The organism is Croceitalea dokdonensis DOKDO 023, assembly GCF_001306415.1.
Lineage (GTDB): Bacteria > Bacteroidota > Bacteroidia > Flavobacteriales > Flavobacteriaceae > Croceitalea > Croceitalea dokdonensis.
Genome location: NZ_LDJX01000005.1, coordinates 206,466 through 220,537 on the forward strand (window position 1 = coordinate 206,466; position 14,072 = coordinate 220,537).

A 14,072-nucleotide genomic window follows, 5' to 3' on the forward strand; every position below is an offset into this window, starting at 1 on the left:
TTTTCATAAACTATTAGCGCGTTTTGTAAACAATAGAATTATCGTATATTTGCATCACTGAACGAATAATTAGTATTCATGAGGGGACTTTGAGTCCCCTCTTTTATTATTTGATTTTAATGTTTAAGGAAAAGGTCTCTGAACTACTGGAACAAGCCCTGGAACAACGCAAAGATTTGTTTTTGCTTGCATTTTCGGTAGGGGCAGACAATAAGATCAAAGTGGTTTTGGACGGCGATGACGGGGTAAATCTTAAGGACTGCATGGAGGTAAGCCGCGCCATAGAGCACAATCTGGATAGGGAAGAACAGGATTTTTCCCTTGAAGTGACATCAGCAGGAGCGGCGGCACCGTTAGTATTGTTTAGGCAATATCCAAAAAATTTGGGACGGACCTTAGAGATATGCACGGAAGATGGCATTTTTGAAGGCAAACTTACCCTTGCGGATGCGGCTAGTGAAATGATTGCATTAGAATGGAAAGCAAGGGAACCTAAGCCTGTAGGTAAGGGAAAACACACGGTGCAGAAAAAGAAAGAAATCGCTTTTTCTGATATAAAAGAGGCAAAAGTTGTATTAAAATTTTAAAGGAAGACCACAATGGAAAACATGGCGCTTATTGAATCCTTTTCGGAATTTAAGGATGATAAGTTTATTGATAGGGTAACCCTAATGGCAATTTTGGAAGAAGTTTTCAGAAGTGCCCTAAAGAAGAAATTTGGTTCCGATGATAATTTTGACATTATCATAAATCCTGATAAAGGGGATTTGGAAATTTGGAGAAATCGTATTGTCGTTGAAGATGGAGAGGTGGAAGAACCCAATGAGGAGATTTCATTGTCCGATGCCCGAAAAATTGAGCCAGATTTTGAAGTAGGTGAAGATGTTTCGGAAGAGGTAAAGCTTATGGATTTGGGGCGTCGTGCAATTTTGGCATTGCGTCAGAATTTGATTTCTAAAATTCATGAACATGACAATACCACTATTTACAAACAATTTAAAGATCTAGAGGGCGAGATTTATACGGCCGAGGTGCACCACATTAGGCATAAAGCAATTATTTTGCTGGATGATGAGGGCAATGAAATTATATTACCCAAGGAAAGACAGATACCTTCGGATTTTTTCAGGAAAGGAGATAATGTAAGGGGTATCATAGACAGTGTGGAACTTAAAGGTGCCAAACCTTCCATTATTATGTCCAGAACATCGCCCAAATTTTTAGAGCAATTGTTCTTCCAAGAAATACCGGAAGTGTTTGACGGGTTGATTACCATTAAGAAGGCAGTACGGATCCCAGGGGAAAAGGCCAAGGTGGCCGTTGATTCTTATGATGATCGTATAGACCCTGTTGGTGCCTGTGTGGGTATGAAGGGTTCAAGGATTCATGGTATTGTAAGGGAATTGGGCAATGAAAATATTGATGTGATCAACTGGACGGCAAACCCGCAGTTAATGGTGACCAGGGCATTGAGTCCTGCAAGGGTGTCCAGTGTAAAGCTCAACGACGAGAAAATGACCGCGCAAGTGTACCTAAAACCTGAAGAAGTTTCCAAGGCTATAGGACGGGGTGGCCATAATATTAGGTTGGCAGGACAATTGACTGGTTATGAGATAGATGTGTTCAGGGAAGGTGTTGAAGAAGATGTGGAATTAACGGAATTCTCCGATGAAATCGATAGCTGGATCATAGAGGAGTTTAAGAAGATAGGTTTAGATACCGCCCGCAGTGTACTAGAGCAGGATGTGGCAGACTTAATAAAACGTACGGATTTAGAGGACGAAACGGTCAATGAGGTCGTTAGGATTCTCAAAGCCGAATTTGAAGATTAAAGTATATATTAGCACCGTTAATTGCGGTGCAGCAAAGTTTTTATGGCAGGAAATCCAACAATAAGATTAAATAAGGTTCTAAGAGAGTTGAATATCTCACTGGATCGGGCTGTTGACCATTTGGTGTCCAAAGGGCATGAAATTGAAGCAAGGCCAACTACGAAAATCAGTGACGAGGTATATCAAGTCTTGCTGGACGAATTTCAGACGGACAAAAGTAAGAAAGTCGCCTCCAAAGAAGTTGCCGAGGAGAAGATGAAGGAGAAGGAAGAACTTCGCCTACAGATTGAGCGGGAGCAGGAAGAAAGACGTCTTGCGCGTGAAAAAAGACAGGCTGCTGCCGAGGTCATTAAGGGCAAGGTAGAGCTGGCTGGTCCAAAAACAGTTGGAAAAATAGATTTGGACGGCAAAAAACCTGTAGAGAAAAAAGAGGAGCCTAAAGAAGCACCTAAGGTTGTAGCCAAAAAAGAAGAAGCCAAAGAGGAAGCTGCCAAGACAGACACTGCGGTTAAGGAAGAGGTGGCAGTACCTAAAAAACCTGATGAGGTTAAGCCGGTAGAGGCCAAAAAGGAAACAGTTGCTCCAAAAGAAGAGACTGCGGTTTCGGATTCTCCCACAGAACCAGAGACTATTGAGACAAAATACCAGAAATTATCAGGCCCCAAGATTACGGGTGATAAAATTGACCTAAGTAAGTTCAATAAGCCTAAGAAGAAGAAGGAAGATGCCAAAAAAGATGATGCTTCTTCCACAGACCGCAAAAAGAGAAGAAGACGTATTGTCAGTAATACCGGAGCTAATCCAAAAGGCAGGAATGATAGAAGCCGTGGTAATGACGGTCGCCGAAGCGGCCAGCGTTCCAATGCGCCAAAAGTAGAGCCTACCGAGGAAGAAGTGCAACGTCAAGTGCGGGAGACCCTAGAAAAACTTCAAGGGAAATCCAGTAAAGGCAAAGGGGCAAAATATAGAAGAAATAAACGGGACCAGCACCGTGAGCAGACAGAGAAAGACCTAGAGCAACAAGAACTGGAAAGCAAGTTGTTAAAGGTGACCGAATTTGTTACGGCCAACGAAATGGCCACAATGATGAACGTTTCTACTACGGAAATTATCTCTGCCTGTATGTCGTTAGGCATGATGGTCACCATGAACCAACGTTTGGATGCAGAGACTTTGTCCATTGTAGCCGAGGAGTTTGGTTATGAGGTAGAGTTTATAACAGCGGATATTGAAGAGGCTATTGAGGTGGAGGAAGACAATCCAGAAGACCTTAAGCCCAGGGCGCCAATTGTCACCGTAATGGGACATGTGGACCATGGTAAAACCTCGTTATTGGATTACATACGCGAAGAAAACGTCATAGCTGGTGAAAGCGGCGGTATTACCCAACATATTGGAGCCTATGGGGTTACCTTGGAAAAAGGGCAGCAAATTACCTTTTTGGATACTCCGGGTCACGAAGCCTTCACCGCCATGCGTGCACGTGGTGCCCAGGTAACCGATATCGCTATAATCGTTATTGCTGCGGATGATGATATTATGCCACAAACCAAGGAGGCCATTAGTCATGCACAAGCTGCTGGTGTGCCCATTGTGTTTGCTATAAATAAAATAGACCGGCCAACGGCAAATCCTGACAAGATTAAGGAAGGACTGGCACAGATGAATTTATTGGTAGAAGATTGGGGGGGCAAAATCCAATCCCATGATATTTCTGCGAAAACTGGTGCAGGTGTAAAAGACTTATTGGAAAAGGTCTTGTTGGAGGCAGAGTTGCTGGAACTAAAGGCCAACCCGGACAAATTGGCTACCGGAACCGTAGTAGAAGCATTTTTGGATAAGGGCCGGGGTTATGTGAGTACCATTTTGGTACAAGCGGGAACCTTGAAAATTGGCGATTATGTGTTGGCCGGGACTTGTAGTGGTAAGGTTAAGGCCATGCAAGATGAGCGCGGTAAGAACATAAAAAAAGCGGGTCCAGCCACGCCAATTTCCATATTAGGTTTGGATGGTGCCCCGCAAGCAGGGGATAAGTTTAATGTGCTAGAGGATGAAAAGGAGGCCAAATCCATTGCGTCCAAACGCTCACAGCTGCAACGCGAGCAATCCGTAAGAACACAACGCCATATTACGCTTGATGAAATTGGAAGGCGTATTGCCTTGGGCGATTTCCAAGAGCTGAATATTATTTTAAAGGGTGATGTTGATGGTTCCGTTGAAGCGTTAACAGATTCGTTCCAAAAACTGTCCACAGATGAAATTCAGGTAAACATCATCCACAAAGCGGTGGGTGCGATAACTGAATCCGATGTTTTATTGGCCAGTGCGTCAGATGCCATTATTATAGGATTTAACGTTAGGCCAATGGGCAATGCCCGGGATATCGCGGATAAGGAGGAGATAGACATCAGAATGTATTCCATTATATATGATGCTATCAATGACTTAAAGGATGCCATGGAAGGCATGCTTTCTCCAGAGATGAAAGAGGAAATTACAGGTACGGCAGAAATCCGGGAGACCTTTAAAATTTCCAAAATTGGTACCATTGCCGGGTGTATGGTGACCAATGGGAAGATATTCAGAAACTCCCAAATTCGCCTTATCCGTGATGGTGTGGTTATCTATACCGGGGTGTTGGCATCCCTAAAACGTTTTAAAGACGATGTGAAAGAAGTATCCAAAGGATATGATTGCGGTCTACAAGTGAAAAACTATAACGACATTAAAATTGATGACATTGTAGAAGCTTTCCAAGAGGTGGCCGTAAAGAAAAAGTTGTAAATAAGCTTTTATGACATATTTAAAAAATCCCCCAATTTGGGGGATTTTTTAGTCTTCATCCTTATCAATGGTAAGGAGCATTGCCTCAGGGTATTTTTTCCGAACCTCAATAAATTTCCTATCAGCTTCCAAACGGTCATAGAATTTTCCTAACCGTACGCGATACGTGGGTTCTTGAAATTCTATTTTGGTGTATAGACCGGGAAAATCTGTTTCAACCTCAGATTTTAGTCGTTCCGCTTTGCTGGCACCACCAAATCCAACTTGTATTTGGTAATAGGTTCGTTTTTCGTTGACCTTTTTATAGAGTTTGATGACTTCATTGATTTTTGGCTCTTGTTCAATGGTAACAGTGCCTTCCTGACCAAGGGCATTGAATGCTGTTAGGAGGAAAACAGCAAGTAAAACAAGGGGTTTCATAGTTTTGTTTTTAGTAGTCGTAAACATGGAATACAAAAGTAGATTTTTATCCTTAAACAAAAGCTCTGTAAGTTATTTAGAATAATTATAAATTAATTGCAACCGCCCGTTCTGTCTCTAAAAAAACGCTAATGTGTCGTATTTTTGTCAGCAATTTGGCGCAACGTAGAACTTTATTTCTATCCTAAAATAAGGGAAAACCGTGCCAAAAATCTGAAAGCAAAGGGATTAGCTTTCAATTGATAATTAAGGATTTTTTTCAGTCAAAAAAATGACCATTGTCATTTTAGGCGTTTTAATAATATGAGGTAGCAGATGAAAAAGCTTTTTAGCCAAGTTTCGACATTAAGATTTCAAGCCCTGTTTGTGGGGTTGTTCCTATTGCTCTTATCCAATCCACTGTCCGCTCAGGAAGAGGCTGCGGAGGCCACTCCGGATTTGGGTGGGGATCCTGTTGCTGGAAAACAGCTCTTCAATCAGAATTGTGCAGCATGTCATGCCTTAAATAGAAAAATGACCGGTCCCGCGTTGGCCAATGTGGAAACCAGGTTGTACGAGGAGGAGGGGCTGGATAAAGAGTGGTTGTACTCTTGGATTCGCAACAGTGCAGGAATGATTGCTTCCGGAGATGCGTACGCTAACAAAATTTATAACGAATACAATGGGGCCGCAATGACGGCTTTCCCAACGTTGTCTAATGCAGATATAGACAATATCCTTGCGTACACAGCGGCACCGCCACCAGCTCCAGCTGTTGTTGCTGCCGTTCCTGGGGGTGAAGTTCCTGCAGGGGGTCAAGTTGGCGGTATTTCCAACGAAGTTATCTTGGGAGCTTTGGCATTGGTTTTTGGACTGCTGGTGGTGATGCTTATTTTGGTGAACAATACGCTTCGCCGCATAGCGGAAGCCAATGGGGTGGAAATGGTGAAGGCGCAAGCAGAAAAGCGCACACCCATCTGGAAAGCTTTTGCGCAGAATCAATTTTTGGTGTTCTGCACAGTGATTGCCCTGTTGTTGGGCAGTGCCTACGGTGCTTACAGTTGGATGTCCCAAATAGGGGTAGACCAAGGCTACGCACCAGTGCAGCCCATCCATTATTCCCATAAAATCCATGCTGGCGACAATAAGATAGAATGTAAATATTGCCATTCATCCGCCAGGGTATCCAAACATTCCGGAATTCCGTCATTGAATGTTTGTATGAACTGCCATAAATCCATTTATGAGTACAAAGGAAACCCAGAAGGGCCAAGTGCAGAGGATTTGGCCAACGGATACACCAATGAGTTCTATACAAAGGAAATCAAGAAGTTGTACAAAGCCGTTGGATGGGACGAGGAAAACCAAAAGTATACCGGAGAATCGCAACCCGTGGAGTGGGTAAGAATACACAACCTTCCAGATTTTGCATATTTCAACCATTCCCAGCATGTTACGGTGGGTAAGATTGAGTGTCAAACTTGTCACGGTCCTGTAGAGGAAATGGAAATTATGTACCAATATTCGCCATTGACCATGGGGTGGTGTATCAATTGTCACCGTGAAACCGAGGTTCAGGTTGCGGACAATGGCTACTATGAAAAAATCCATGCCGAACTCTCCAAGAAGTATGGTGTGGACAAGTTAACTGCAGCGCAGATGGGCGGATTGGAATGTGGTAAATGTCACTATTAATAGAATTTAAGAAGTTATTTCAATAAAACGTATGGCATCAAACAAAAAGTACTGGAAAAGCGAAGCGGAACTCAATCCGAACGATTCCATTGTTGAGGCGTTGAAGCAGAATGAGTTTACGGAACAGATTCCGGTAGACGAGTTTCTCGGGGATAAAGAAAATTTGGAGGCATCATCTACGAATAGAAGGGACTTCTTAAAGTATATTGGATTTAGCACGGCGGCAGCCTCGTTGGCGGCTTGTGAGGGTCCTGTAAAAAGGTCTATTCCGTATGTAATACAACCAGAAAATATTGTACCTGGGGTTGCTAGTTATTATGCTACTACCATTGCCGATGGTTTTGATTTTGCCAGTGTGTTGATCAAAACTAGAGAAGGACGCCCTATAAAAATAGAGAATAATGTTTCCGCCAAAGTCAATGGTGGTGCCAATGCCCGTGTGAACGCCTCTGTATTATCATTATATGACAGCACTAGGGTTCAAGGCCCAATGGCAGGTGAAAATCCGGCAACTTGGGAAGAACTGGATGCTAAGGTTATCAGCGGACTAAAAGCCGCAGCTGCTTCAGGAAAACAAATTGCCTTGCTCACACAGACCTATGCAAGCCCGTCAATGGCCAAGTTGGTAGGGGACTTTTCTTCAACCTATCCCAACGTAAACCACGTAACCTATGATGCCGTATCTGAGGATGCAGCGTTAACGGCCTTTGAAATGGCCTATGGTGAAAGGGCGCTGGCAGATTATGATTTTGAACAAGCCGATGTTATCGTATCCTTTGCTGCAGATTTTCTTAGCGATTGGCAAGGAGGGGGTTATGATACAGGATATACAAAGGGTCGCGTTCCAACGAACGGTAAAATGTCCCGTCATATCCAGATAGAAGCCAATATGTCCCTGACCGGCGCAAATGCCGATAGACGTATACCCATGAAGCCTAGCCAGATAAAATTGGCACTGGCCAAATTGTATGGAAAGTTAAACGGTACCAATGTTGGTGGTGGCAGCTCCGATGTGGATGGCGTAGTTGGCCAACTTGCGGCCGAGATTAAAAGAGCCGGTAGCAAGGCAGTAGTGGTTTGTGGTCTTGATGATATAAATGCACAATCTGTGGTGATTGCCATCAATCAAATGTTACAAAGTAAGGCCTTTGATGCGGAACAGCCCAAATATGTAAGACAGGGAAGTACGGCTAAGGTGAATAAGTTGGTTGCCGATATGAAAGCAGGCCGAGTTGGAGTGCTTTTGGTGGATGGCGTTAATCCAATGTACACGCTACCCAATGCCGCAGATTTTGTTGAGGGACTTGGAAAGGTAGGTGTTTCTGTAAGTTGTTCCTTTAATTTTGATGAAACTGCCCAGGCGGTAGATTATGTGGCTGCGGCTTCCCATTATTTAGAATCCTGGGGGGATGTGGAAATGAAAAAAGGGCACTATAGTTTAATGCAGCCTACGATACGGGAGTTGTTTGACACCCGCCAGTTCGCCGCTTGTCTACTCAAGTGGATGGGAAGTGATGCGAACTATTATGATACCATCAAAAACCATTGGTCAGCTAATATATTAAACGGCACAAGTTGGAATAAGACGTTGCAAGATGGGGTTTTTGTGGATGCTTCATCAATGACTCCCAGCTCTGCGGAAGTGTCTGAAGAGTCAGAGGAAACAGAAACGACTGGTACGCAGGACAATTTGGCTTCTGCTTTACGTTCCCTGGCCAATGCCACTAGTACAGGAATGGAACTGATGTTGTATACCAAAGTAGGTTTGGGAGACGGTAAACAGGCAAGTAATCCTTGGTTGCAAGAATTTCCAGACCCAATCACAAGGGTTTCATGGGATAACTACGTTACCGTGTCAAAAGCGGATGCAGCGGATTTGGGGCTGGAAAATTACAATGTTGCCAACGGAGGGTTGGATGGTAGTAAGGTGAATCTAACGGTGGATGGGGTGACCTTGGAGAATGTTCCCGTAATCATTCAGCCGGGCCAAGCTAAGGGAACCATTGGTATGGCCTTAGGTTATGGTAAAACAGCAGGCATGAAGGATGAAATGCAGGTAGGTGTTAATGCGTATCCTGTGTATAAAGATTTTAACAATGTCCAGTCTGCCAGCATATCTAAAGTAGACGGTATTCATGAGTTTGCTTGCGTTCAGCTGCATAATACGTTAATGGGACGTGGGGACATCATCAAGGAAACCACGCTCGAAATATTTAATACCAAGGACCATGCGGAATGGAACCATGTTCCCCAGGTATCGTTGGACCATCAAGAGGTGCCAGCCAATTCGGTAGACCTTTGGGCAGAGTTTGACCGTTCCATAGGGCATCATTTTAACCTTTCCATAGATTTAAATGCTTGCACGGGATGCGGGGCATGTGTCATAGCTTGTCATGCAGAGAACAATGTGCCTGTAGTTGGTAAGGAAGAAGTGCGTCGTTCTAGGGACATGCACTGGTTGCGTATAGATAGGTACTACTCGTCCGAGGATAGTTTTGAAGGCGATAATGAAAAGAAGGACAATTTAGACGGACTTTGGGGAGAAACAGGTTCTTTGGGTGGTTTTGGTGAAATGGAGGACCCTGCGGAAAACCCACAAGTGGCTTTTCAGCCGGTAATGTGCCAGCACTGCAACCACGCTCCTTGTGAAACAGTCTGCCCGGTTGCGGCAACCGTACACAGTAGACAGGGTCAAAACCATATGGCTTACAACCGTTGTGTGGGCACCAGGTATTGTGCTAATAACTGTCCCTACAAGGTAAGGCGCTTCAATTGGTTCCTGTACAATAATAATGATGAGTTTGATTACCATATGAATAATGACCTTGGTAAAATGGTCGTAAACCCAGATGTGAACGTACGTTCCAGAGGGGTAATGGAAAAATGCTCTATGTGCATACAGATGACCCAAAAGACCATATTGGATGCCAAGCGTGAGGGCCGCCCAATAAAAGATGGGGAGTTCCAAACAGCTTGCTCATCAGCCTGTAGCAGTGGAGCCATTGTTTTTGGAGACATCAATGATGAGGAAAGTAAAGTGGCAGTGTTGAAGAAAGATGACAGAATGTATCATTTATTGGAGCACGTAGGTACCAAACCAAATGTTTTCTATCACGTTAAAGTGAGAAATACAAACGAAGCATAACCAACGAATAAGTAAGAAACAAGAATAAAATTATGGCGTCGCATTACGAAGCACCTATTCGAAAACCTCTAGTACTTGGCGATAAAGGCTACCACGATGTTTCTGTGGATATAGCCCGTCCGGTAGAAGGTAAGGCCAATAAACATTGGTGGATTGTATTTTCCATAGCCTTGGTTGCCTTTCTTTGGGGTCTAGGTTGTATTATTTACACTGTGTCCACCGGTATCGGGGTTTGGGGATTGAACAAGACCGTAAACTGGGCTTGGGATATTACCAATTTTGTATGGTGGGTTGGTATTGGGCACGCAGGGACTTTAATATCCGCTGTGTTGCTATTGTTCCGCCAAAAATGGAGAATGGCCATTAATAGGTCTGCCGAAGCAATGACCATATTTTCGGTTATTCAGGCGGGATTGTTTCCTATCATCCACATGGGACGTCCATGGCTCGCGTATTGGGTACTTCCCATTCCTAATCAGTTTGGATCCCTTTGGGTAAACTTTAATTCCCCATTGCTTTGGGACGTTTTTGCTATATCTACCTATTTATCCGTCTCATTGGTGTTTTGGTGGACAGGTTTATTGCCAGATTTTGCGATGATTAGGGATAGGGCGGTAAAACCATTTCAAAAGAAAATTTATAGCTTATTGAGTTTTGGATGGACCGGACGCGCCAAGGATTGGCAGCGTTTTGAGGAAGTTTCTTTGGTGTTGGCAGGTTTGGCCACCCCTTTGGTACTTTCCGTACACACCATTGTTTCGTTTGACTTTGCCACATCGGTAATTCCTGGTTGGCATACCACCATTTTTCCTCCATACTTTGTGGCTGGAGCTATTTTCTCTGGGTTTGCAATGGTAAATACCTTACTTATCATTATGAGAAAGGTTTGTAGTTTGGAAGAATATATAACCGTACAGCATATTGAGCTGATGAACATTGTAATAATGATAACGGGCTCCATCGTGGGCTGTGCATACATTACAGAGCTGTTTGTTGCTTGGTATTCTGGAGTGGAGTATGAGCAGTATGCATTTTTGAACAGGGCAACGGGCCCATATGCTTGGGCGTACTGGGCAATGATGACTTGTAATGTGTTTAGTCCGCAGTTTATGTGGTCCAAAAAATTACGTACCAGTATCATGTTCTCTTTTGCCATTTCAATTGTGGTAAACATCGGGATGTGGTTTGAGCGTTTTGTAATTATCGTTACCTCTTTACACAGGGATTATTTGCCTTCTTCATGGACGATGTTTTCTCCGACTTTTGTTGATATAGGCATATTCATAGGAACCATTGGTTTTTTCTTCGTGTTGTTTTTATTGTATTCAAGAACGTTCCCAGTGATTGCCCAAGCGGAGGTAAAATCAATTCTAAAATCTTCAGGGGCTAGGTACAAGGCACTGCGGGAGGCAGGTCAGCCTTCATTTGTAATGCCTCCAAGAGGTAAGGTCATAGAAGTGGAAGTAGAGACAGAGGAGGAGGAAGTTCCATCAGGAATCGGTGCGCCCGTCCTACAGTTATTGGACCGTATTGGAAGCTTCGATAATAAAACCCAAATTCCTGACGATTTAAAAAAAGTAAACGGTATTGGACCGATGATGGAGAAAACGTTGAATCAAATTGGTATATTTTCTTTCTTACAGGTCAGTAAAATGTCCGAAAAGGAATATAGCCTGTTGGATGCCATTACGGGTTCGTTCCCGGGACGGGCACAAAGGGATGATTGGGCAGGTCAGGCAAAAAATTTTATTAACCTAGATTAGAAACAGATGTCAGCAACGATTAAGGCATATTATAACGATGACGACATTCTAATGAATGCAGTCAAAAAGATTCGGTCTGAAAAGTATCACATAGAGGAGGTATACACCCCTTTTCCGGTGCACGGTCTAGATAAAGCTATGGGCTTAAAGGATACCCGCTTGGCGATAACTGCGTTTATGTATGGCTGTTTGGGTCTTACTGTTGCAGTGGTGATGATGAACTTTATCATGATTCAAGATTGGCCCCAAGATATCGGTGGTAAGCCAAGCTTTAGTTATTTGGAAAACATGCCGGCATTTGTACCTATTATGTTTGAATTAACGGTTTTCTTTGCGGCGCATTTAATGGTAATTACGTTTTACCTCAGAAGTAGAATGTGGCCTTTTAAAGAAGCTGAAAATCCCGATGTAAGGACTACGGACGATAGTTTTGTCATAGAATTGCACGGGACTGATGACAACGAGGCGTTAACAAATCTTTTATTGGACACAGGGGCAACAGAGGTGCATGTTCCTAAAAAATAGGCAAGAATGATTAAAAAGGGATTATATATATGTAGTTTGTTTGTGGCTATTGTTTTAGGGTTTTCCTCTTGTGTAGACAAACAGAATGAGCCTAATATTCAATACATGCCCAACATGTATGAGCCAGTAGGTTACGAGACTTATGGTGCCGTGGAAAATGGGCTGTTCCCACAGGGAACAGAGGCCATGCTCCCGGCCGAGAATACGGTTTCAAGAGAGTGGCTCCCATATGAATTTGAAGATGGTTTGGTAGGTAAGGAGTTGGCAAGATTACAGCCCAGCCCCTTGGATTCCTTACAAAGAGAAGAGAACTTGGCCAAAGGGAAAGAGCTTTATGATGTATACTGCGCCATATGCCACGGGAACAATGGTGCCGGACAGGGTACTTTGGTTAAGCGAGAAAAGATATTGGGAGTTCCAAGTTATGCGGATGCTGCCCGAAATATTACGGTGGGTAGTACTTATCATACCATGTACTATGGTTTAAATTCAATGGGTTCCTACGCATCCCAAATGAGTTCCCAAGAGGAGCTGTGGCAAGTGGCAGAATATGTAATGAAATTAAAGGGAGACCTAACCAAATAAGATAGCTAAAACATGTATACGGTATCTAATAGATTAAAAATTACCTCCTACATTTTAATGGCTGTGGGAGTTTTATTCCTAGCCATTGGATTTATGGCGGCGCCTTCAACGGTGGAAGAGGCCAAAGAAATGGTAGCAGCACATCACGATGCCCATTCAGATGGGCATGAAACTGCCGCAGCACATGCAGATGAGGCACACGGGGAAGCTCACGGTGCAGCACATGATGAACATGTGTTTCACCAATTACAAAATAGACCATGGTCTGCCCTTTATGTGGCTGCCTTTTTCTTTTTTATGATTTCCCTAGGTGTTTTGGCTTTCTATGCGATTCAAAGGGCCGCACAGGCAGGCTGGTCACCTTTATTGTTCCGGGTCATGGAAGGTATTACTGCCTACTTGGTTCCAGGCGGTATTATCGTCTTTGTTCTCCTAATGTGTTCTGTTTTTCACATGAACCACATGTTTACTTGGATGGATGCAGATGTAGTTGCAGAGGATTATTTGTTGCAAGGCAAAAAGGGATACTTAAATCCTACATTTTTCTTAATCCGTGCTGCATTCTTCCTAGGGGGATGGATTTTCTACAGGCAATATTCTAGAAAATTATCCTTGGCACAAGATAACGCAGACGATAACAGGAACTTTGTTAAAAACTTTAGATGGTCTGCCGGGTTCTTGGTATTTTATTTAGTGACAGAATCAATGATGTCTTGGGATTGGATCATGAGCTTAGACCCGCATTGGTTTAGTACCTTGTTCGGTTGGTATGTATTTGCCAGTATGTTTGTGTCCGGTATTACCGTAATCGCTTTAATAACCATTTATTTAAAATCAAAGGGGTTATTGCCAGAGGTCAACAACAGTCATATCCATGACTTGGCAAAATTCATGTTCGGAATCAGTATTTTTTGGACGTACCTGTGGTTTAGCCAGTTTATGCTTATATGGTATGCCAATATTCCTGAAGAGGTCACTTATTTTGTGACAAGGATTGAAGATTACAAGCTGCCCTTCTTTGGTATGCTGGCGTTAAATTTTATTTTCCCACTTTTAGTGCTAATGAACAGTGACTTTAAACGGGTAAATTGGTTTGTGGTCATGGCGGGAATCATTATACTTTTTGGACACTATATGGATGTATTTAATATGGTGATGCCAGCTACTGTTGGTGATCAATGGTACATTGGTTTTCCTGAAATAGGTGGAATTTTGTTCTTTGCAGGATTGTTTGTTTTGGTGGTATTTACTACCTTAAGTAAGGAAGCGCTAACGCCAAAAAGGAATCCGTTTATAGAAGAGAGTAAGCATTTCCATTATTAATAGTAATAGAGAAAGCAGGTA

10 protein-coding genes are annotated in these 14,072 nt (G+C 43.2%); 9 read left to right on the top strand and 1 reads right to left on the bottom strand.

Features of this window, described 5'->3' with window-relative positions:
• The first annotated feature begins 119 nt into the window (after positions 1 to 119).
• From rimP to infB, 3 genes are read left to right on the top strand one after another with little or no spacing between them, the layout of a single operon-like run.
• Positions 120 to 587, top strand: a complete 468-nt coding sequence (gene rimP / locus I595_RS11815; RefSeq protein WP_054559637.1) for a ribosome assembly cofactor RimP — start codon at positions 120 to 122, stop codon at positions 585 to 587.
• Positions 588 to 599: 12 nt separating this feature from the next.
• On the top strand, positions 600 to 1,832 hold the full coding sequence (nusA, locus tag I595_RS11820; RefSeq protein ID WP_054559638.1) for a transcription termination factor NusA: 1,233 nt from the start codon (positions 600 to 602) through the stop codon (positions 1,830 to 1,832).
• A gap of 42 nt (positions 1,833 to 1,874) precedes the next feature.
• On the top strand, positions 1,875 to 4,616 hold the full coding sequence (infB, locus tag I595_RS11825) for a translation initiation factor IF-2 (RefSeq protein WP_054559639.1): 2,742 nt from the start codon (positions 1,875 to 1,877) through the stop codon (positions 4,614 to 4,616).
• Between the two features lie 48 nt (positions 4,617 to 4,664).
• On the opposite strand, the gene I595_RS11830 is transcribed toward infB, so the two are convergent.
• Complete coding sequence (locus I595_RS11830) at positions 4,665 to 5,036, bottom strand: SPOR domain-containing protein (RefSeq protein ID WP_054559640.1); 372 nt, start codon at positions 5,034 to 5,036, stop codon at positions 4,665 to 4,667.
• Positions 5,037 to 5,351: 315 nt separating this feature from the next.
• Between I595_RS11830 and I595_RS11835 the strand changes: the two genes are divergently transcribed.
• From I595_RS11835 to I595_RS11860, 6 genes are read left to right on the top strand one after another with little or no spacing between them, the layout of a single operon-like run.
• Complete coding sequence (locus I595_RS11835) at positions 5,352 to 6,710, top strand: c-type cytochrome (RefSeq protein ID WP_054559641.1); 1,359 nt, start codon at positions 5,352 to 5,354, stop codon at positions 6,708 to 6,710.
• A 31-nt stretch (positions 6,711 to 6,741) separates the two neighbouring features.
• Positions 6,742 to 9,855 carry a TAT-variant-translocated molybdopterin oxidoreductase gene (locus I595_RS11840; RefSeq protein WP_054559642.1) on the top strand — a complete coding sequence of 1,038 codons (3,114 nt, stop codon included), beginning with the start codon at positions 6,742 to 6,744 and terminating at the stop codon, positions 9,853 to 9,855.
• Between the two features lie 32 nt (positions 9,856 to 9,887).
• Entirely contained in the window at positions 9,888 to 11,618 is a 1,731-nt protein-coding gene (gene nrfD / locus I595_RS11845) for an NrfD/PsrC family molybdoenzyme membrane anchor subunit (protein ID WP_083467591.1), read from the top strand.
• A 6-nt stretch (positions 11,619 to 11,624) separates the two neighbouring features.
• Positions 11,625 to 12,143, top strand: coding sequence for a DUF3341 domain-containing protein (locus I595_RS11850; protein ID WP_054559643.1), 519 nt, complete (start codon positions 11,625 to 11,627; stop codon positions 12,141 to 12,143).
• A gap of 6 nt (positions 12,144 to 12,149) precedes the next feature.
• Positions 12,150 to 12,728 (top strand): c-type cytochrome, encoded by a 579-nt coding sequence (locus tag I595_RS11855; protein WP_054559644.1) that lies wholly within the window; start codon positions 12,150 to 12,152, stop codon positions 12,726 to 12,728.
• A 12-nt stretch (positions 12,729 to 12,740) separates the two neighbouring features.
• A complete protein-coding gene (locus I595_RS11860) occupies positions 12,741 to 14,051 on the top strand; it encodes a hypothetical protein (RefSeq protein ID WP_054559645.1) in 1,311 nt (436 codons plus the stop codon).
• Positions 14,052 to 14,072 lie beyond the last annotated feature (21 nt).